We start from the raw sequence: 21,196 nt of genomic DNA, 5'->3' as shown, positions 1-21,196 counted from the left end.
CCAACACGGAAATACGGGCGCGATCGACAAAGGCCAGGATCGCGAAATGGCTCATTGCACCTGCGCCAGGGCGGTGACGGCGCGGTCAACCACCTGCTCGAAGGTGCCATCTATGTCGACGCGAAACACACCGGCCTCGCCATCCGGCCGCTCCAGGGTCTCAAACTGACTTTTTACCATGCCTTCCCGCATGAAGTGGCCCTTGCGTGCCCGCATCCGGTCGAGAATGAGGGACTGGCTGCCGTCCAGAAACAGGAAGTGCACCGACTCGTTGCCCTCGCGGATCTGGTCGCGGTACTGCTTCTTGAGGGCCGAGCAGACGATGACGCCCAGCTCGTTCTTCTGCTCCAGGCTGTAGGCCGCATCGCGGATCCGCTCCAGCCAGGGCGCCCTGTCTTCGTCGTTGAGAGGGTTGCCGCCCGCCATCTTCTGGATGTTGGCGCGGGGGTGCAGATCATCACCGTCGATGAACTTGGCGCCCAGGGCGCTGGCCACCTTGAGGCCTATGCTGGACTTGCCACTGCCACACACACCCATCACGATAATGCTCTTGCCCGCCATTATTTGACCTCTCTCTCACTTTTCAAAAAACGTTTACCTGATGGGTTCTAAGTTAGCACGTTACCGGTAACATGTTACCGGTAACGTTGCGCAATGTGAAGTGGAGCACAGAAATGTGCAGAACAACTACTAGAACCATTTGAGGACATTTTATGGACGGAGCGATGAACACACCCGATGTCGCCTACCTGCTCTCGGTAGCCGCTGGCGCTATCGTCATGCTGCTGGTGCTGATCATGCGATTCAAGGTACATGCCTTCGTGGCATTGACCCTGGTCAGCATGCTGACGGCCCTGGCCACCGGGGTCACCTATGACCAGGTGATCCCCACCATGCTGACCGGTTTCGGCGGCACCCTGGCCTCGGTCGCGCTGCTGGTTGGCCTGGGGGCCATGATAGGCAGGATCCTGGAGATGACGGGGGGCGCCAAGGTGCTTGCCGACACCCTGATCAACCGCTTCGGCTCCCACCGCGCCCCCTTCGCGCTAGGGATCGCCTCCCTGCTGTTCGGCTTCCCTATCTTCTTCGATGCCGGCCTCATCGTCATGCTGCCCATCATCTTCAGCGTGGCCAAGCAGTTCGGCGGCTCAGTCCTCAAATATGCCCTGCCCTCCGCCGGTGCCTTCGCGGTGATGCACGCCTTCCTGCCACCCCACCCGGGCCCCGTGGCCGCCAGCGAACTGCTGGGCGCCAACATAGGGCTGCTCACCATAGTGGGTCTGCTGGTCGCACTGCCGACCTGGTATCTGGGTGCCTATCTGTTCGGGCTCTGGTCCGGCAAGAAGTTTGAGCTGCCCCTGCCCCCGAGCTTCACCGAGACCGCAGAGCGACTCTCCGACAAGGCGCCGAGCTTCGGCCAGGTGCTCTCCATCCTGCTGCTACCGCTGGTGCTCATCTTCATGGATACCGGCCTCAACACCCTGAGCGTCATGGGGGTGATCGACAAGGGTGCCGACTGGGTGAACGTGCTGCGCATGGTCGGCAAGACCCCGGTGGCCCTGCTCATCACAGTGCTCTATGCCCTCTGGCTGTTCCGTCAGACCCAGGGCAAGGTGCAGCTCGAGAAGTTCTGCAACGATGCCCTGGCCCCCGTCTGCGCCGTCATCCTGGTAACGGGTGCCGGTGGCATGTTCGGCGGCGTGCTGCGGGCCAGCGGCATCGGCACTGCCCTGGCTGACGTGCTCTCCGACACCGGCATGCCGGTGATCCTGGCTGCCTTCCTGGTCTCTACCGCACTGCGGGTGGCCCAGGGCTCGGCCACCGTAGCCCTGACCACCACGGCCGCCCTGATGGCGCCGACGGTCGCGGCCACGGCCGGGTTGAGCGATCTGGATCTGACCTTCATCGTCATCGCCATCGCCGGTGGGGCGACAGTGCTCTCCCACTTCAACGATTCCGGTTTCTGGCTGGTCAGCCGCTTCCTCAACATGGACGAGAAGACCACCCTCAAGACCTGGACAGTGATGGAGACACTGCTCGGTACCATCGCCTTCCTCATCGTTGCCATGGCAAGCATCGTCTTCTAACTCCCCCGTATCGGGGCCCCTTCCGGCGGCCCCGATATGGCGTTCCATCGACATTTTTACGGATTCTTGCTTGGGCCCATCGCCGCAGGTTGCTAGAATTGCCTATTCATCGCCCCGAGTGGAACGCTTCATCCCGTGATTTCAGGCTTCTCTATGCATTCATCGGCACATTATCGACAGTTGCTGGCACGTTTACCCCAGATCGCGGTTGCCGCAGATCAGTTCCAGGTACTCAACAGCGCCAAAGATTTCAAGAGCCGTATCCTCTCGCTCATCGCCAACGCGACCCAGCGTATCTATCTGATCGCCCTCTACCTGCAAGATGACGAGGCGGGACGGGAAATCCTCTCCGCCCTCTACGCCGCCAAGCAGCGCAACCCCGCCCTCGACATCAAGGTCTTCGTCGACTTCCACCGCGCCCAGCGCGGCCTGATCGGCAAGGGCAAACAGGGTGGCAACCACCTGATGTATCAGGCCATGGCCGCCCGCCATGAACACCAGATCGAGATCTACGGCGTGCCGGTCAAGGGCCGCGAGCTGCTCGGCGTCCTGCACCTCAAGGGCTTCATCTTCGACGACATCCTGCTCTACTCGGGTGCCAGCCTCAACGACATCTACCTGCACCAGCAGGAGCGCTACCGCTTCGATCGCTATCACCAGATCCACAGCCAGGCGCTGACCCGCAGCATGGTCAACTACGTGGATGACGTCTTCCTCAAGAGCGAGGCCGTGCAGCGGCTGGATCGCCCCGGCATCCCGGGCGCCAAGCAGCTCAAGGGGCAGATCCGCCGCTTCAAGCACAACCTGCGCACCAGCCAGTACCGCTTCGAGAGCATACCGGCCAACAGCCAGGAGATCGCCATCACCCCCATGGTGGGCCTGGGCAAGCGCGGCAACCAGCTCAACCGGATGATCCGCAACCTGGTGCGGGCCACCGAGCGGGAGATCTTCATCTGCACCCCTTACTTCAACCCCCCCAAGGAGTTGAACAAGGACGTGGAAGCCCTGCTCAAGCGCGGCTGCAAGGTGACCATAGTGGTGGGCGACAAGACAGCCAACGACTTCTTCATTCCGCCGGAGGAGAAATTCTCCACCATAGGCGGCCTGCCCTATCTCTACGAGACCAACCTGCGCAAGTTTGCCGAGCGCAACCAGCACCACATCGACAGCGGCCGTCTCAACCTGATGCTCTGGTGTTGCGACAAGCACTCCTATCACCTCAAGGGGATCTTCGTGGACGAGGAGTGGGCCCTGCTCACCGGCAACAACCTCAATCCCCGCGCCTGGGCGCTGGATCTGGAGAACGGCCTGCTGGTCCATGACCGCCACCACCACCTGCGCGTGCGCTTCCAGAAGGAGCGCGAGAACATACTGGCTCACACCCGTCGCATCAGCCACTTCGATCAGATCGAGCAGATCAAGGATTACCCCGAGCAGGTGCGCAAGCTGCTTGCCAGGATCCACAGGGTCAGGGCCCACATCCTGCTCAAGCGGATCATCTAGGCCTTATCAACCTCCCCTGTCTGCCCCTCCAAAGGCCTGCCGTTTCGGCAGGCCTTTGTCCTATGTGCCCTCTCACCCAGCTTGGGAGCCCTCTGCCCCTGCAACGCGGCTTGCATCGAGACAGCAACAACCCCTATCATCTGGACATATTTACAGTGTTTTCGGGCATCTAATTGATGAAATTGGATAAAATTCCTCTCGACAGTCTCAAGGGCGTCGGCAGCAAGATGCTGGAGAAGCTCGAGCGGCTGGGGCTGGCAACGGTACAGGATCTGCTGTTCCACCTTCCCCTGCGCTACGAGGACCGCACCCAAGTGTGGCCCATCGGCGATCTGCCGCCCGGGCTGCACGGCGCCGTCGAGGGCGAAATCCAGGACACCCAGCTGGTCATGGGGCGCCGCCGCATGCTGGTGTGCCGCATCAGCGACGGCACCGGCAGCCTGACCCTGCGTTTCTTCAATTTCACCGCCGCCCAGAAGAACAGCCTTGCCCAGGGCCGGTTGATCCGCTGCTTCGGCGAGGCCCGTCCCGGCAAATACGGGCTGGAGATGGCCCACCCCGAGTACAAGCTGCTCGGCGAAGAGCAGGCCGGTCAGACCGAAGAGGCGCTCACTCCCGTCTACCCGACCACCGAAGGCTTGCGCCAGCTCAGCCTGCGCAGCCTCACGGATCAGGCGCTGGCGCAGCTCGACCTCTATGGCGTGGAGGAGCTGCTGCCTGCCGGCCTCTACCCCCAGCAGATAGACCTCGCCGCCGCCCTGCGTCTGCTGCACCGTCCGCCCCCCTCGGTGGCGCTGGCCCTGCTCGAGAGCGGCCAGCACCCGGCCCAGCAGCGACTGGTGCTGGAAGAGCTGCTGGCCCACAACCTCTCCGTCCTCAAGGTCCGCGCTCAGGCCCAGACCCAGCTGGCCCGTTCCCTCAAGCCGGCCCCCACCCTGGTCAAGCAGCTGCTCGGCGCCCTGCCGTTCAAGCCGACCAGGGCCCAGAACCGGGTGGTGGCGGAGATCAGCCAGGATCTGCAACGCAGCCACCCCATGATGCGGCTGGTGCAGGGGGACGTAGGCTCAGGCAAGACGCTGGTCGCGGCCTTGGCGGCGCTGCAAGCCATAGGCAACGGCTGCCAGGTGGGGCTGATGGCGCCGACCGAACTGCTGGCCGAACAGCACGCCGTCAACTTCGCCAACTGGCTGGCACCCCTCGGCATCAAGGTGGGCTGGCTGGCGGGCAAGCAGAAGGGCAAGGCGCGGGAGGAGGCGCTGGCGGCGATCAAAGACGGCAGCGTCAAGATGGTGGTGGGCACCCACGCCATCTTCCAGGAGCAGGTGGTGTTCCAGCGCCTGGCCCTTGTGATCATCGACGAACAACACAGGTTCGGGGTGCACCAGCGCCTCGCCCTGCGCGAAAAAGGGGAGCGAGAAGGGGTGCATCCCCACCAGCTCATCATGACCGCCACCCCCATTCCCCGCACCCTGGCGATGACAGCCTATGCGGATCTCGACACCTCCGTCATCGACGAGCTGCCACCCGGCCGCACTCCCATCACCACTGTCGCCCTGCCGGACAGTCGCCGTCAGGATGTGATCGAGCGGGTGAAACTCGCCTGCACCGAGGGCAAGCAGGCCTACTGGGTCTGCACCCTGATCGAGGAGTCCGAGGTGCTGGAGTGCCAAGCCGCCGAAGACACGGCAGCCGAGCTGCAAGCCCGTCTGCCCGGCCTGCACATAGGCCTGGTCCATGGCCGGATGCGCCCGGTCGAGAAGCAGCGGGTGATGGAGGAGTTCAAGACGGGCATCTTGCAGCTGCTGGTCGCCACCACCGTCATCGAGGTGGGGGTAGACGTGCCCAATGCCAGCCTGATGATCATCGAGAACCCGGAACGGCTGGGGCTGGCCCAGTTGCACCAGCTGCGCGGCCGGGTCGGCCGGGGCTCGGTGGCCTCCCATTGCGTGCTGCTCTACCATGCCCCCCTCTCCAAGACGGCTCAGAGCCGGCTCGGGGTGCTGCGGGAGACCAACGACGGCTTCCTGATCGCCCAGCGGGATCTCGAGCTGCGCGGCCCGGGGGAACTGCTCGGCACCCGCCAGACCGGGTTGGCGGATCTCAAGATCGCCGATCTGGTGCGCGACCAGTCGCTCATTCCTCAGGTGCAGAAGATGGCGCGCTTCTTGATGGACAAGCATCCGAGCCATGTCGACCCCCTGATCCGCCGCTGGCTCGGCCTGCGGGATCACTATTCCAATGCCTGACCCGGGGATGTGCATATGCAGAAGATGGTCAGATTCCTGATAGACCGGCATCCGAACCATGTCGAGCCCTTGATCCGCCGCTGGCTCGGCCTGCGGGATCACTATTCCAACGCCTGACCCCCAACAGATCACAGGAGGAAAACACCGATGAATTCCTGGCTACGCGCCCTGCTCTATCTGTTTGCCTTCCTGCTGCTGTTCGTCTGGGTCGGTCTCGGCCTGTTCGACGCCGAGCGTGCCAAGGGCCCCATCGCCAGCTGGATCAGCCAGCAGACCGGCGTGCCTGTCACCATAGGGCGACTGGTATTCAACCCGCTTCACCCCTACACCCTGCTGGCGGAGCAGGTGCAATACGGGGATGCGGTGCAGCTGGAGAAGATCTATCTGGAGATAGACAACATCGACTGGCTGAACCGGGACGTACGCATCGCCCACCTGGATCTCATCCGCCCCGTCATCAAGCTGCCGCTCCCCAACCAGCTGCCGACCCTGCCGGTGCACTCCCTCACCATCAGCGACAGCACCATAGACAACCTGAGCCTGCTGAGCCCGGAGCTGACCCTGCGCGGCCTGAGCGCCACCCTGAGCGACTGGGAGCTGATCGATCCTAAACGCCAGCCCCAGGCCAACCTCAGCCTCGGCATCAACCAGCTGGAGACGCCGCAGCTCACCCTGGCCCGCCTCAGCCTCAAGGGGCGACTGGAGGGGCAGGTGCTGAGCACCGACAAGCTGACCACCAACCTGTTCGACGGTCTGCTGGAAACCGGCATGGTGCTGAACTGGCCGGATCGCAGCCTGCAACTGCACACCTTGAAGGCCCGTGGCATGCGGGTCGAACTGGGGGACATCCCCCAGGGTGAGTTCCCCCTGCGCCGCATCACCCTGGATCGGGGCCAGCTCGATCGGGTCAGCGTCAACGCCATAGAGCAGGAGCTCTCCCTCAACAACTTCAGCGGTCAGCTCACCGCCTTCGACTGGCAGGCGGGCAACCAGCCAAGCGGCTATCTCTCCGGCACCCTGTCAGATCTCGGCCGCGGCCTGTTCCAGCTGGAAGCCATCGAGGGCAAGCTCGCCTTCTCCCCCCGGCAGATCGATGCCGAGCTGCAGGGCAAGGCATACGAGGGGGAGTTCAATGTCGAGCTTGCCCTCGACACTCAACAGCAAAAGCTGACCCTCAAGGACCTGGCCCTGAGCGGCATGGACATCAGCCTGCCGGAAGGGTGGTGGCAGGAGTGGCAGGGCTGGCGCCCGCAGCAAATCGACGTGCGCAAGCTGGCCTTCGACAAGCTCAAGGTGCTCTCCTTCGACGACACCCTGCCCCTCTCCCTGACCGGCTGGCAGCTCTATCTGAGCGATCTCAGCCTGAAGGGCAACCAGCCGGGCCCGCTGCTTGGCCGGGCCAGCATCGAGAGCAAGTGGTTCGAGCTGGTGTGGGACGGCTTGAGTGCCCGCAACGGCGCCCTGGACACGGAGCTGACCCCCAGCGCCTGGCAGCTCAACAGGCTCAGCAGCGAGCTGCCGGATGAGGGCTCCCTCAGCCTCAGCGGCCAATGGGGCAAGGTGCCCGGGCAGGAGAGCCGCCTGCAACTGCAGGGCAAGCAGCTGGATCTGGAGAAGTGGGGCGAACTGCTCCATGCCCCCGTTTCGCTGGCGGGCAAGGTGGATCTGGAGACGGATCTGCAGGCCGACCTGGCCCCGCAACCGGAGCAGGCCACCGGCAACTGGCGCCGCACCCTGCAGGGCAGCCTGAGCCTGGAGGCCAGGGATCCCTTCTGGGACAAGGTCGGGATAGACCCTCTGCTGGACAACTGGTTCAAGGAGGTGGCCCCGCCCACCCTGACCCCCGAGACCCTGTGGCAGGCGATGCAGCAGGGGGATACCCCCTTCTACCACATCAAGCTGAAGGCCAGGGCCGAGCAGGGCAAGCTGCAGATCGAGCAGGGTGGGGCTTCCACCATCACCCACCTGCTGGCGCTGCAGGGCGGGGTCGATCTCGCCAGCGACCAGTGGCAGCTGGATCTCGGCGTGCTGAACAAACGGCGCTGTGCCGAGTTGCTGGCGCTCTGGCGCGGCCCCCTTGAGAGTCCGGCCCTGGAATGGCGCTTCCCGACCGGGGAAGCCACTTGCGACTGGGAAACAGGCGTACGCTATCCGGCCCAGGGGCGCAGCGGCCCGCTCCGGCGACCGCAGACGCCCCCCGCCACCGCGGCGCAATGACGAACAAGGCCTCATCATGAGGCCTTGTTGCTAACGGATGTCGGACGGCGGGGTCAGTGTCCCGCCCGCTTGATGGGCAGCACCACGTACTGGCCGACAAACTCCACCGCCAGTTTGCGGCCGCTGAACAGCTGCACCCGCAGGCTGAACTTGGCGGACTCCCCGTTCTTGAGCGGCGCCAGCACGGCGGGCATCCCCTCCCGGGCGACCCTGGCCTCCGGCTCCTCGCTCACGGGTCTGTAGTATTTGATGTTGCCCTCAGCCAGCACTGTATCCCCGCCCAGACCGGCCTCCTTGAGCTGCAGCCAGATGAGACCCCATCCCGCCAGCACGCACTGACTGTAAATGCTGCCGGCGAACATGGTGTCGTGGACGTTGAGGTTGGCCCCCAGGTTGGCCTTGAGGTGGAAGGTCTGGCCATCGTAGTGGGTGATATGCACCCCCATCTTCTCGCTGATGGGGATCCCCCTCGACCAGCGGGTGGTGAGATCCTGACACCACTCGGGGCGGTACTGTATGGTCTGCAGCGGACTGATGGATTTGATCATCTGACGATGGGGAATGCGGCCGAAGGAGACGGGCCCCTCACCCACCTCGAGAAAACCGCACCTGCGATAGAACTCCACCGCCTCCTGGCGCGCGTTCATCACCAGCCGTTTCACCTTCTCGTCCCGGGCAAGCTGCTCGAGATCCTCCACCATGCGGGCCCCCAGCCCCTGACCGCGAAACTCCGGGCGCAGCGCCATAAAGCGGATCTGGGCCTCGTCACCCCCGATGAAGAGGCGACCGACGGCGATGGGGGTACCGTCTTCGGCCAGCATCAGCCGATGAATGGCGACGGTATCGTATTCGTCACGCTCGGAGCCCACGGGCAGATTGAAGGGCTTGCGCAGGAGTTCCCAGCGTAACTGGTAGTAGGCATCCAGCTCGGCTGGGGTTTGGGGGGTAACTACCCGGTACATAAAGAGATCCTTGAGTTTGCGCCGACGGGCAGATTGAAGAGCTTGCGCACCAATGCCTCCCAGCGCAGCTGGTAGTAAGAGTCCAGCTCGGCTGCCGTTTGAGGAGTGACCACCCGGTACATAGCGACATCCTTGAGTTACACTGGTCGAAAGCCATCTTGCCGTGCAAATTCATGGACTTCAATCTGCAAGCGTACCAAGCCGATCACTTATTGCACCTCAGTGCCAAACCCGAACGCCGCCTCTCCATCCTGGAAAATGCCCGCCACCGCTGGCTGGAAATGGACGGCGTGGTGCAATCCGCCATGAGCCTGAGCCAGCCGGAACACCTCTGCCTGCCCCATCAACAGAGCATCGCCGAGCGGCTACCCGCAGAGGCGAGCCGGATCCTGGAGCTGGGGTTGGGAGGGGGGGATCTCACCCGTCATCTGGGGGCGCGCTGGCCCGAAGCCCGCCACGACTGCGTGGATCTGGACGCCGAGATCCTCACCCTGTTCCAGCAGTTCTTCCAGGATGCCTCGCAGCGCCCCCCTAGGCTGCATCATGCGGACGCCCTGCACTTCCTGCTCCAGAGCCAGGACGCCTACGATCTGGTGCTGCTGGACTTGTTCAGCCAGGACGGCAATCCCCTGCTGCTGTTCCAGGCTCCCATCTATCAGGCGCTGGCCAGATGCCTGCACGGCACCCTCATCGTCAACCTGCTGCCACGGACCCACCTCGAACTGGCGCAGGCCAAACGGCTGGCCGAGGAGTGGATAGGCCCCACCAGTGCCCACGGGGTGCCGGGTTATCGCAACGTCATACTGCACGCCACCAATCTCGCCTAGGTCCTGTTGCGGGCCCTCACTCTTGCTGGCGGGTCGCCGCGAGAAACGAGCTAGCGCATCCAGGGATGGGCGCCAGCAATGACACCTACACCTGCAGCCAGAAGGTCACGGGGCCGTCGTTGAGCAGCCTGACCTTCATGTCGGCGGCAAAACGTCCTGTCTCGGTCGGCATGCCGCCCTCCTTGGCCCGGGCAACGAAGTAGTCATAGAGCCGCTCGGCATCGCTCGGGTGGGCACCGCCGGAGAAGCTGGGTCGCATCCCCTTGCCGGTATCCGCCGCCAGGGTGAACTGGGAGACCACCAGCAGGCTGCCTCCGACCTGGCCCACGTTGAGGTTCATCTTGCCCTCTGCATCGGAGAAGATGCGATAGCCGCTCACCTTGTGCAGCAGCTTGTCGGCCTTGGCCTCATCGTCCCCCTGCTCTACCCCGAGCAGCACCAGCAACCCCTGGCCTATGGCTCCAGTCACCTCTCCCTCGACGGTCACGCTGGCCTCTGACACCCGCTGGATCAATGCAATCACATCCCTCTCCTCTCAAAACAGAACGACCGCCACCGTCGTCATGACGGGGCGGTCGTTGATGCTACCAATAAATGCCCTGCCCGGGCCAACGCCTTTCCCGCCAGGGTCGGCGCTATGGCAGGCTGGCCTCAGGCCAGCTCCTCGTTGCCCGGTTTCTCGTATTCCCCCAGGCAGGCGGTGGTCTCCGCACCGAGCAAGACCACCAACCAACTTAGATACACCCAGACGAACAGAATGGATATCGGTGCCAACAATGAGCGGCTGACTCAAGCCAGCTCCTCGTTGCCGGGCTTCTCATACTCTCCGAGGCAGGCGGTGGTCTCCGCGCCGAGCAAGACCACCAACCAACTTAGATACACCCAGACGAACAGAATGGGGATGGTCGCCAGGGCGCCGTAGATGGCCTGATAGGAGGGGAAGTTGGTGATGTAGATGGAGAAGCCACGCTTGGCCAGCTCGAACAGGGTGGCCGCCACCAGGGCGCCGATCAAGGCGTGGGTCAGCCGCACCTTGCAGTTCGGCACCACGGTATAAATAAGCAGGAAGCCGAACACAGAGAACAGGAACGGCAGGCTGCGCAGCACCAGATAGCCGGCGCCAAACAGGCTGTCAGCGGCAAACAGCTTCAGCGACAGTATGTAGGAGGAGATGGCGAGGCTGGCCCCGATGAGCACGGGGCCCAGGGTCAGTATCATCCAGTACATGGCAAAGGCCTGGGCCAGCGGTCGATTCTGGGTCGAACGCCAGATGTAGTTGAGGTTCTTGTCGATGGCCGAGATCAACATCAGTGCCACCACTATCAGGGCGCCTATGCCGACCGCAGTGGTGTTGGTGGCATTGGCCACGAAGCCGTCTATGTACTCCTTGAGCATCTCGCCGGCGGTGGGCACGAAGTTGTGATAGACGAACTGCTCCATCTGCTGTTTCAGGGTCTGGAACACCGGGAAGGCCGACATCATGCCGAACACCACGGCGACCATGGGCACCAGGGAGAGCAGGGTCACATAGGCCAGGTAACCGGCGGTGACCGTCAGCCTGTCCTGCTGGAAACGGCCCCAGACAAACTGGGCGAAATGGGCGCCATCGTGGCGCAAGAAGGAGACTGCGTGGGCCAGGCGGCCGCGGATTTGCTGCTGCATCTTGATTCTCGTAAGCGTCATCATGCAGATATTGTGTCAGATAGGGTGCCCATCTGACCACCCATGAGCCGATTCGCGGCCATCACCATCGACCAACCCGGAGCAAGAGGCCGCCGCGCGACCATAAAAAAAGAGGCCATAAGGCCTCTCTTTGGTCTGTCGATGAACAGCTATCGATCAAGCACGACCGGCGCGCTTGCGATCCATCTCGGTCAGCAGTTTCTTGCGGATACGGATGGCCTTCGGAGTGATCTCCACCAGCTCATCGTTGTCGATGAACTCGAGAGCCTGCTCCAGGGTCATGCGGATCGGCGGAGTCAGCACCTGGGCTTCGTCGGTACCGGAGGCACGCATGTTGGTCAGCTGTTTGCCCTTCAGGCAGTTGACGGTCAGGTCGTTGGAGCGGGAGTGGATCCCGATCACCTGGCCTTCGTACACTTCGGTCGCGTGACCGATGAACAGACGACCGCGGTCTTGCAGACCGAACAGGGCGAAGGTCAGGGCCTTACCGGTGGCGTTGGAGATCAGCACGCCGTTCTGACGCTCACCGATGCTGCCACCCTTGTGCGGACCGTAATGGTCAAAGGTGTGGTACAGCAAGCCGGTACCTGAGGTCATGGTCAGGAACTCGGTCTGGAAACCGATCAGGCCACGGCTCGGGATCATGAAGTCGAGACGGACACGACCCTTGCCATCCGGGGTCATGTTGGTCATCTCGCCCTTACGCAGGCCGAGTTGCTCCATTACGGAACCCTGGTGGATCTCTTCCACGTCCACGGTCACGGTTTCGAACGGTTCGTGCAGCACGCCGTCAACGGTACGCAGGATAACTTCCGGACGGGATACCGCCAGCTCGTAGCCTTCGCGACGCATGTTTTCGATCAGGATGGACAGGTGCAGTTCACCACGGCCGGAGACGCGGAACTTGTCCGGATCTTCGGTCTCTTCCACACGCAGGGCCACGTTGTGGACCAGCTCCTGGTTCAGACGCTCCAGAATGTTGCGGGAGGTCACGAACTTGCCTTCTTTGCCGGCGAACGGTGAGGTGTTGACCTGGAAGGTCATGTTCACGGTCGGCTCGTCGACGGAGAGCGGTGGCAGGGCTTCGACGGCATTGTTGTCACAGATGGTGTCGGAGATCTTCAGCTCGCCCAGACCGGTGATGGCGATGATGTCGCCCGCTTGCGCGTCGGCCACTTCGGTACGGGACAGACCCAGGTAGCCCAGCACCTGACCGACCTTGCCGGTACGGTTCTTGCCGTTGGCACCAACGATGGTGACCTGCTGGTTGGTCTTGACGCGACCACGGGTGATGCGGCCGATACCGATAACACCGACGTAGGAGTTGTAGTCCAGCTGGGAGATCTGCATCTGGAAGCCACCGGCGGGGTCACCCTTCGGCTGCTCGACGTTGTCAACGATGGCCTGGAACAGGGGTTCCATGTTGTCGGACTCGACGCTCTGGTCCAGGGTGGCCCAACCGTTCAGTGCAGAGGCGTAAACAACCTTGAAGTCCAGCTGTTCATCGGTGGCACCCAGGTTGTCGAACAGGTCGAATACCTGATCCATTACCCAGTCAGGACGAGCACCCGGACGGTCGATCTTGTTGATGACCACGATCGGCTTCAGACCCTGGGCGAAAGCTTTCTGGGTCACGAAACGGGTTTGCGGCATAGGACCGTCAACGGCGTCGACCAGCAGCAGCACGGAGTCAACCATGGACATGACGCGCTCAACTTCACCACCGAAGTCGGCGTGACCCGGGGTATCGACGATGTTGATGCGGTAGTCATTCCAGCGGATCGCAGTGTTCTTGGCGAGAATGGTAATACCACGTTCCTTTTCCAGATCGTTGGAATCCATCAGACGCTCTTGACCATCAGTGGTACGGTCCAGGGTTCCAGACTGCTGCAGCAGCTTATCAACCAGGGTAGTTTTGCCGTGGTCTACGTGCGCAATAATCGCAATATTGCGTAAATTCTCTAACATTCTCGCCTCAAATCACCGGGTAAAATTGGGCGCTAATTGTACTCTCGCCTTTGTGATCTGCCTAGCAGAATTGCAGACCATTCGTGTACGACAGGGGATCTGGATCATGGACCCCGCACCAAAAGCCTGCTTAGATGGTCTTGACACGTTGGCGCACCATCCTGGTGCACCAAAACGATCCAAGGTTGCACCACTTTGAGGCGCAGCCAAGCATGAAAGCGGGAGTCCCGACAGCCTGAAAGGGTGCAAATGCACTGAAATCAAGCTGTCACAAACTTGGCACGATACTGGCTTATGTGAATGTGATGACGCATTCACCCAAAGAGTTTTAACACCGGAGGTTACTTAGCATGTCAGCCCAGAACGTTTTGGCCCTGATCCAGGAACACGAAGTCAAGTTTGTTGATCTGCGTTTTACCGACACCAAGGGTAAAGAGCAGCACGTATCCATTCCTTCCCACCAGGTCGACGAAGACTTCTTCGAAGACGGCAAGATGTTCGATGGCTCCTCCATCGGCGGCTGGAAGGGCATCAACGAGTCTGACATGGTGCTGATGCCGGATCCGGCCTCCGCCAAACTGGACCCGTTCACCGAAGAGACCACGCTGAACATCGTCTGTGACGTGCTTGAACCCGCCACCATGCAAGGCTATGACCGCGATCCGCGCTCCATCGCCAAGCGTGCCGAAGATTTCCTGAAAGCCAGCGGCATCGCTGACACCGTGCTGTTCGGGCCGGAGCCGGAATTCTTCATGTTCGACAACATCACCTTCTCCAACACCATGGGCCACAGCTTCGTGAAGATCGAATCCGAAGAAGCTGCCTGGAACTCGGGTACCGAGTACGAGCACGGCAACAAGGGTCACCGTCCCTTCGTCAAGGGTGGTTACTTCCCGGTTGCGCCGGTTGACTCCTCCCAGGACATCCGTGCCGCCATGTGTCTGGTGCTGGAAGAGATGGGCCAGGTCGTTGAAGCTCACCACCACGAAGTGGCCACTGCCGGTCAGAACGAGATCGCAACCCGCTTCAACACCCTTACCCTGAAAGCTGACGAAGTGCAGGTGCTGAAGTACGTGATCCACAACGTGGCCCACGCCTACAACAAGACAGTCACCTTCATGCCGAAACCCATGTTCGGTGACAACGGCTCCGGCATGCACTGCCACCAGTCCCTGGCCAAGAACGGCGTCAACCTGTTCGCCGGCGACCTGTATGGCGGTCTGTCCGAGATGGCGCTGCACTACATCGGCGGCATCATCAAGCACGCCAAGGCCATCAACGCCTTCGCCAACCCGACCACCAACTCCTACAAGCGTCTGGTGCCGGGCTATGAAGCCCCCGTCATGCTGGCCTACTCCGCCCGCAACCGCTCTGCCTCCATCCGTATCCCTGTGGTGCCGAGCCCGAAAGCACGCCGCATCGAAGTGCGCTTCCCGGATCCGGCTGCCAACCCCTACCTGGCCTTCGCTGCCCAGCTGATGGCCGGTCTGGACGGCATCATCAACAAGATCCATCCGGGCGATGCCATGGACAAGAACTTGTATGACCTGCCGCCGGAAGAAGCCGCAGAAGTGCCGACCGTTGCCGGTTCCCTAGACGAGGCCCTGTCCGCACTTGATGCAGACCGCGAGTTCCTGACCCGTGGCGGCGTCTTCAGCGACGACTTCATCAACTCCTACCTGGAGCTGAAGCAGCATGACGTGGATCGTGTCCGCATGACCCCGCACCCGCTGGAGTTCGAGCTGTACTACTCCGTCTAATCCGGTGCCCATTGCTTCATCATGACAAACCCGCCATCTGGCGGGTTTTTTATCTAAGGGACTGAAATATCATGACTCATTGCCTCACGCAGCATGGTGCTAGGGCTCGGCGAACCCATTTTTCACCGCCGATCCGACAATAAACCCGACATTTTTTTCTCTGATAGGATTAAGGTGAACCCCGTCAAGGAGAGATGGATGAAAACAGTACACCCGACATGGACGCTGGGCCTCTTGCTGATGATCTCCTGCACCGCCCAGGCGGCCAGAGTCTATTCCTGGGTCGACCCTCAAGGGGTGACCCATTACACCGACGCCCCTCCCCCCGGCAAGAACGCCAGGGAGTTAGACCTGCGGGTCTCCCCCCTCATCGGCACCTCGCCCCATTCGGTCCAGGTCGATGACTTCAACAGCCTGACCGGTGTCGATGCCAGGAAGGCCCAGGAAGCAGCCCCCCTGGAGATAGAACTGCTCTCCCCCGAGCCGGGCAGCACATTGCGCGACAACACGGGCAACATCGTCTTCCAGGCACAGGTCCATCCCCAGGCACCAGTGCAATATGACGTGCGCCTGCTGCTGAACGACAAGGCCATTCCCCTCGTTCACAACAGCCTGGCCATCCGGGTTGAGAACCTCCCTCGCGGCGCCTACGAGGCGCGGCTCGAGCTGCTCACCAAAGACGGTACGATCCTTGCTAAATCCAAAGCAGCCACCTTTTACCTGCATAGAACGACTGTGAATCCGGCTCCCAAAGCCACCCCCAAGGCCAATTAGGGGTGATGTGACGCACCGATGCGGGTAAACTCAATGCACCATATCGGTGCACAACAGGTGTAAAGCACCGTTTTAGGGAGAAACCTGTGCCAACCCGCTCGGATCACGCCAAGACACTCTTGGACAACCTGCTGACCGCCGTCATCCTGATGGATGAGCGGCTCTGCATTCAATTCGTCAACCCGGCGGCCGAACAGCTGCTTTCCCTCAGCGAACGGCGACTGATCGGGATCGAACTGCCCCATCTGCTGGAGCACATCTCCCTCGACCTGCAACGATTCAAGCAGTGCCTCATTTCGGGGCAGGGCTTCACCGACAGCGAAGTCACCCTGGTGGTGGAGGGAGAGCCCAGGCTGGTGGAGATAAGCGTGAGCCCCATGGCCGACCACGAGCAGCGGCTGATGGTGGTGGAGCTGCGCAAAATCGATCAGCAGAAGAAAATCAGCCAGGAGCTGCAGCAGCATGCCCAGCAGCAAGCCGCCAAGGAGCTGGTGCGCGGGCTGGCTCACGAGATAAAGAACCCCCTCGGGGGTCTGCGCGGCGCGGCCCAGTTGCTGCAAAAAGAGCTGCCAGACCCGGCCCTGCGTGAATACACCGGCATCATCATAGAGCAGGCTGATCGCCTTCGGGTACTGGTCGACCGTCTGCTCGGCCCCCAGCGGCCGGGACGCCATCAGATGCACAATGTGCATTCGGTGCTGGAGCAGGTGCGCCGCCTGGTAGACCTGGAGCTGCCGCCCCAGATCCGCATCGAGCGGGACTACGACCCCAGCATTCCCGAGTTCGAGATGGAGCCGGACCAGCTGCAGCAGGCGTTTCTCAACATAGTCCGCAATGCCGCCGAGGCTCTCGGTGATCAGACCGGGCTCATCCGCATCAAGACCCGCACCGCCTTCCAGATCACCATCCACGGCCAGCGCTACCGCCTGGCCGCCGAAATCAAGATCATCGACAACGGCCCCGGCATTCCCGATGCCATTCGCGACACCCTCTTCTACCCCATGATCACCGGCAAGGAGGGGGGCACAGGCCTCGGCCTCTCCATCGCCCAGAACCTGATCGATCAGCACAAGGGACGCATCGACTGCATCAGCTGGCCCGGCCACACCGAATTCACCATCTACCTACCACTTCGCAAGTAAGGGAACCTCATGACAGCAAAAGTGTGGATCGTCGATGACGACAGCTCCATCCGGTGGGTCCTGGAGCGCACCCTTGGTAGCGAAGGCTTCGAATGCGAGAGCTTTGCCGACGGCGAAGCCCTGCTGAGCTCGCTGGAGATGCGCTCGCCGGACGTGATCCTCTCCGATATCCGCATGCCGGGCATCGACGGCCTGAGCCTGCTGGAGCAAATCCACCGCCGCCAGGCCGATCTGCCCATCATCATCATGACGGCGCACTCGGATCTCGACAGCGCGGTCAACGCCTACCAGCGCGGCGCCTTCGAATACCTGCCCAAGCCGTTCGACATCGACGAGGCGGTCACCCTGGTGCGCCGCGCCGAGAATCATCTGAAAGAGCAGCGCACCAAGCGCAAGGCTCGCCAGCAGGAGGCCACCACCACCCCGGAGATCATCGGTGAGGCCCCCGCCATGCAGGAGGTGTTTCGCGCCATAGGCCGACTGTCCCGCTCCAGCATCTCGGTGCTGATCAACGGCCAGAGCGGCACCGGCAAGGAGCTGGTCGCCCATGCCCTGCACAAGCACAGCCCGCGCGCCCACAAGAATTTCATCGCCCTCAACATGGCCGCCATCCCGAAGGATCTCATCGAATCCGAACTATTCGGCCATGAGAAAGGGGCCTTCACCGGCGCCAACAACATCCGCCACGGCCGTTTCGAGCAGGCCGACGGCGGCACCCTGTTTCTCGACGAAATAGGCGACATGCCCCTCGACGTCCAGACCCGGCTGCTGCGGGTGCTGGCCGATGGCCAGTTCTACCGGGTCGGCGGCCATCAACCGGTGCAGGTGGACGTGCGGATCATCGCCGCCACCCACCAGAATCTGGAGAAACGGGTCGCCGACGGCGAGTTTCGCGAAGACCTGTTCCACCGCCTCAACGTCATCCGTATCCATATCCCCGCCCTCAAGGAGCGACGGGAGGACATACCCCAGCTGGCCCAACACTTCCTGCTGAGGGCCGCCAAGGAGCTGAATGTGGAGGCCAAGAGCCTGCACCCGGATACCCAGACCTACATCAGCCGCCTGCCCTGGCCCGGCAACGTGCGCCAGCTGGAGAACGTCTGCCGCTGGTTGACCGTGATGGCCTCGGGTCAGGAGGTGCTGGTCGGCGATCTGCCCACCGAGCTGCTGACCCCCATCACCAGCACGGCGGAGCCGGGTCAGCCCGCGCTGACCGGTGGCTGGCAGCAACAACTGCAGGACTGGGTGGCCGCCAAGCTGGCGCTTGGGGAGACCGACATCCTGGCCGACGCCATGCCCCAGTTCGAGCGGATCATGCTGGAGACGGCGCTGGAGCACACCCATGGCCACAAGCAGGAGGCCGCCCGCCTGCTCGGCTGGGGTCGCAATACCCTGACCCGCAAGCTCAAGGAACTCGACATTCCCTGAGTCTTCGGGAAAAACGATTCCCATCACGCCTTGAGGGAAAGCCTGACCAATCAGACCCCGTTTGCCTGCAAACGGGGTATCTTTTTCAAGATCCCCGCCTAGAATGACAGGCTTTCCAACCCGACTCGCAGAAGGCGCCATCATGATTGACAGATCCCTCCCCCTGACCGACCTGCACCGCCATCTGGATGGCAACATCCGTCCGCAGACCATTCTCGAGCTGGGTCGCCTGCACAACATCCAGCTGCCAGCCGATGAGCTGGAAGCCCTGCGCCCCCACGTGCAGATCGTCGAGAACGAGCCGAGTCTGGTGGCCTTCCTGAAGAAGCTGGACTGGGGCGTGGCCGTGCTGGCCGATTACGACGCCTGCCGCCGGGTCGCCTACGAAAACGTGGAAGATCTGCTGCGCGCCGGCATCGACTATGCCGAGCTGCGCTTCAGCCCCGCCTACATGGCGATGGCCCACAAGCTGCATCCGCAGGGTGTGGTGGAAGCCATCATCGACGGCGTGACCGCCGGCAGCCGCGACTTTGGCATCAAAACCAATCTGATCGGTATCATGAGCCGCACCTTCGGCACCGAGCAGTGCAACAAGGAGCTGGCCGCCTGTCTGGCCCATCGCGACAAGCTGGTCGCCATCGATCTGGCCGGTGACGAGCTGGGCTTCCCGGGGGAACTCTTCACCGATCACTTCCGCAAGGTGCGGGATGCCGGCATGCGCGTCACCGTGCACGCCGGTGAAGCGGCGGGCCCCGAGAGCATGTGGCAAGCCATTCGCGATCTGGGCGCCGAGCGTATCGGCCACGGTGTCAAGGCCGTCCAGGATCCGGCCCTGATGGCCTATCTGGCGGAGCACCGCATCGGCATCGAGTCCTGCCTCACCTCCAACATCCAGACCACCACTGTCGCCAGCCTGACCGAGCACCCGATCCGCCAGTTCCTGGCCGCCGGCGTGCTGGCCTGCCTCAACACCGACGACCCCGCAGTGGAAGGCATTGACCTGCCCCACGAATACGAGGTGGCCGCCCCGGCCGCCGGCATGACGGCGAGCGAGATCCGCACCGCCCAGCAGAACGGCCTGACCCTGGCCTTCCTGAGCGATGGCGAGAAAGCCGAACTGAACGCCCGCGCAGCCCAACGCTGAGTGCAAGCAAACCCAATAAAAAAAACCGCCGAGGCGGTTTTTTTTATGTTCAACGCTGGGCGACGGCTCAGATCACCCGGGAGAACTGCTGCTGGCGCGCCTTGCTGCGCAGGTAGACATCGAAGCACATGCAGATGTTGCGAATGAGCAGCTGACCGGTGGAGACCACCTCAAGCCCGTCGTCTGTCATGCGCACCAGGCCATCGTCGATGAAGGTCTGCAGCAGCTTGAGATCCTCGGCGAAGTACTCCCGGAAGACCAGGCCATGGGCCTGCTCGACGGCGGCGAAGTTCAGGGAGAAGTCGCAGATAAGGCGCTTGATCACCTCGCGGCGGATCAGGTCATCCCGGTTGAGGGAGCACCCCTTCCACTGGGCGTGGCCGAGCGTCTCCACCTGAGCGTAATAGGTTTTGAGATCCTTCTGATTCTGGGAGTAGGCATCCCCCATCATGCTGATGGAAGAGACCCCCAGCCCCAGCAGATCGCAATCCCCCTGGGTGGTGTAGCCCTGGAAGTTGCGGTGCAGCTTGCCCTCGCGCTGGGCCACCGCCAGCTCGTCATCGGGCTTGGCGAAGTGATCCATGCCGATGAACTGATAACCCTGACCGGTGAGGAAGGCGATGGTGTCCTGCAGCATGGCCAGCTTCTCCCGGGGGGCCGGCATGTCTTCCTCCTTCAGCTTGTGCTGGGCGGCGAAGCGGCTCGGCAGATGGGCATAGTTGAAGATGGAGAGGCGGGCCGGATCCGTCTTGAGCACTTCCTCCAGGGTATGGTGGAAGCTCTCCCGGTTCTGGTGCGGCAGGCCATAGATGAGGTCGAGATTGGTGGAGCGGAACCCCAATGCCCGGGCGCGCTCCAGCATGGCACGGATGAAGTCGTTGTCCTGCTCGCGATTGACCGCGACCTGGACCGCCTTGTTGAAATCCTGCACGCCGAGGCTGATGCGGTTGAAGCCCAGCTCCCGCAGCACATCCAGCATGGAGAGTTCGATCTCCCGCGGGTCCACCTCTATGCTGATCTCGCCTTCGTCCGCGAACCGGAAATGCTCGCGCAAGATGGCCATCAGGCGACGGGTCTGCCCTTCGTTCAGATAGGTGGGGGTGCCGCCGCCCCAGTGCAGCTGGGTCACCAGCCGGTCCTTGAACAGGGGGGCCTGCGCCTTGATCTCCTGCTCGAGGTAATCGAGGTATTGATCGGCCTTGTGCTGGTGACGGGTGATCACCTTGTTGCAGCCGCAGTAGTAGCAAAGCTTGTGGCAGAAGGGGATGTGCACGTAGAGCGACAGATTGCGCGCCGGATATTGGCCCGCGGCCTGGACGAAGTCCGGATAACCGAAGCCCTCGTTGAACTCCAGCGCGGTGGGATAGGAGGTGTAACGCGGGCCGCTGTAGTTATATTTTTCGATCAGGGCCTGATCCCACACAATCTGTTCTGCTTGCACGCTTGCTTCCTCTT

The 21,196-nt window shown here is 62.3% G+C and carries 16 protein-coding genes and 1 pseudogene; 10 read left to right on the top strand and 7 right to left on the bottom strand.

The window, feature by feature from the left end; all coding sequences use genetic code 11:
- Nucleotides 1-51: 51 nt before the first annotated feature.
- Nucleotides 52-561 carry a gluconokinase gene (locus Aeroheme_RS01015; protein ID WP_025325364.1) on the bottom strand — a complete coding sequence of 170 codons (510 nt, stop codon included), beginning with the start codon at nucleotides 559-561 and terminating at the stop codon, nucleotides 52-54.
- Between the two features lie 164 nt (nucleotides 562-725).
- On the opposite strand from Aeroheme_RS01015, the gene Aeroheme_RS01010 reads away from it, so the two are divergent.
- The 4 genes from Aeroheme_RS01010 to Aeroheme_RS00995 all read left to right on the top strand — a co-directional run bounded on the left by Aeroheme_RS01010 (nucleotide 726) and on the right by Aeroheme_RS00995 (nucleotide 8,053).
- On the top strand, nucleotides 726-2,087 hold the full coding sequence (locus tag Aeroheme_RS01010) for a GntP family permease (protein ID WP_234570133.1): 1,362 nt from the start codon (nucleotides 726-728) through the stop codon (nucleotides 2,085-2,087).
- Between the two features lie 153 nt (nucleotides 2,088-2,240).
- Nucleotides 2,241-3,590 (top strand): CDP-diacylglycerol--serine O-phosphatidyltransferase, encoded by a 1,350-nt coding sequence (pssA, locus tag Aeroheme_RS01005; RefSeq protein WP_411166546.1) that lies wholly within the window; start codon nucleotides 2,241-2,243, stop codon nucleotides 3,588-3,590.
- 176 nt (nucleotides 3,591-3,766) lie between these two features.
- Entirely contained in the window at nucleotides 3,767-5,836 is a 2,070-nt protein-coding gene (recG, locus tag Aeroheme_RS01000; RefSeq protein ID WP_411166545.1) for an ATP-dependent DNA helicase RecG, read from the top strand.
- 147 nt (nucleotides 5,837-5,983) lie between these two features.
- A complete protein-coding gene (locus Aeroheme_RS00995; RefSeq protein ID WP_411166544.1) occupies nucleotides 5,984-8,053 on the top strand; it encodes an AsmA-like C-terminal region-containing protein in 2,070 nt (689 codons plus the stop codon).
- A 53-nt stretch (nucleotides 8,054-8,106) separates the two neighbouring features.
- Here the strand turns inward: Aeroheme_RS00995 and Aeroheme_RS00990 are convergent, their stop codons facing one another.
- A complete protein-coding gene (locus tag Aeroheme_RS00990) occupies nucleotides 8,107-9,015 on the bottom strand; it encodes a YiiD C-terminal domain-containing protein (protein ID WP_411166543.1) in 909 nt (302 codons plus the stop codon).
- A gap of 173 nt (nucleotides 9,016-9,188) precedes the next feature.
- Here Aeroheme_RS00990 and Aeroheme_RS00985 point away from each other — a divergent pair, with 173 nt between their 5' ends.
- Nucleotides 9,189-9,842, top strand: a complete 654-nt coding sequence (locus Aeroheme_RS00985; RefSeq protein ID WP_106887815.1) for a spermidine synthase — start codon at nucleotides 9,189-9,191, stop codon at nucleotides 9,840-9,842.
- A gap of 85 nt (nucleotides 9,843-9,927) precedes the next feature.
- Here the strand turns inward: Aeroheme_RS00985 and dtd are convergent, their stop codons facing one another.
- The 4 genes and pseudogenes from dtd to typA all read right to left on the bottom strand — a co-directional run bounded on the left by dtd (nucleotide 9,928) and on the right by typA (nucleotide 13,493).
- Nucleotides 9,928-10,365, bottom strand: a complete 438-nt coding sequence (dtd, locus tag Aeroheme_RS00980; RefSeq protein ID WP_106885255.1) for a D-aminoacyl-tRNA deacylase — start codon at nucleotides 10,363-10,365, stop codon at nucleotides 9,928-9,930.
- A gap of 128 nt (nucleotides 10,366-10,493) precedes the next feature.
- Nucleotides 10,494-10,601, bottom strand: a pseudogene (locus tag Aeroheme_RS00975) (virulence factor BrkB family protein); the annotation flags it as partial.
- A 30-nt stretch (nucleotides 10,602-10,631) separates the two neighbouring features.
- Entirely contained in the window at nucleotides 10,632-11,504 is an 873-nt protein-coding gene (locus Aeroheme_RS00970; protein ID WP_025325356.1) for a virulence factor BrkB family protein, read from the bottom strand.
- A gap of 177 nt (nucleotides 11,505-11,681) precedes the next feature.
- Nucleotides 11,682-13,493, bottom strand: coding sequence for a translational GTPase TypA (typA, locus tag Aeroheme_RS00965; RefSeq protein WP_041206669.1), 1,812 nt, complete (start codon nucleotides 13,491-13,493; stop codon nucleotides 11,682-11,684).
- Nucleotides 13,494-13,843: 350 nt separating this feature from the next.
- Here typA and glnA point away from each other — a divergent pair, with 350 nt between their 5' ends.
- The 5 genes from glnA (at nucleotide 13,844) to add (ending at nucleotide 19,741) form a co-directional block, all read left to right on the top strand.
- A complete protein-coding gene (gene glnA / locus Aeroheme_RS00960; RefSeq protein ID WP_025325354.1) occupies nucleotides 13,844-15,253 on the top strand; it encodes a glutamate--ammonia ligase in 1,410 nt (469 codons plus the stop codon).
- A 198-nt stretch (nucleotides 15,254-15,451) separates the two neighbouring features.
- A complete protein-coding gene (locus tag Aeroheme_RS00955; protein ID WP_106885256.1) occupies nucleotides 15,452-16,027 on the top strand; it encodes a DUF4124 domain-containing protein in 576 nt (191 codons plus the stop codon).
- A gap of 86 nt (nucleotides 16,028-16,113) precedes the next feature.
- Entirely contained in the window at nucleotides 16,114-17,169 is a 1,056-nt protein-coding gene (glnL, locus tag Aeroheme_RS00950; protein WP_041206667.1) for a nitrogen regulation protein NR(II), read from the top strand.
- Between the two features lie 9 nt (nucleotides 17,170-17,178).
- A complete protein-coding gene (gene glnG / locus Aeroheme_RS00945; RefSeq protein WP_106885257.1) occupies nucleotides 17,179-18,597 on the top strand; it encodes a nitrogen regulation protein NR(I) in 1,419 nt (472 codons plus the stop codon).
- A 142-nt stretch (nucleotides 18,598-18,739) separates the two neighbouring features.
- Complete coding sequence (gene add, locus Aeroheme_RS00940; protein WP_163148937.1) at nucleotides 18,740-19,741, top strand: adenosine deaminase; 1,002 nt, start codon at nucleotides 18,740-18,742, stop codon at nucleotides 19,739-19,741.
- 67 nt (nucleotides 19,742-19,808) lie between these two features.
- On the opposite strand, the gene hemN is transcribed toward add, so the two are convergent.
- Nucleotides 19,809-21,182, bottom strand: coding sequence for an oxygen-independent coproporphyrinogen III oxidase (gene hemN, locus Aeroheme_RS00935; protein WP_411166542.1), 1,374 nt, complete (start codon nucleotides 21,180-21,182; stop codon nucleotides 19,809-19,811).
- Between the last annotated feature and the right edge of the window lie 14 nt (nucleotides 21,183-21,196).

It is taken from the genome of Aeromonas sp. DSM 116730 (assembly GCF_046581335.1).
Taxonomy (GTDB): Bacteria; Pseudomonadota; Gammaproteobacteria; order Enterobacterales; family Aeromonadaceae; genus Aeromonas; species Aeromonas rivipollensis.
Note: the sequence above shows the minus strand (reverse complement) of the source record. Positions and strands in the feature narration are given on the sequence as shown.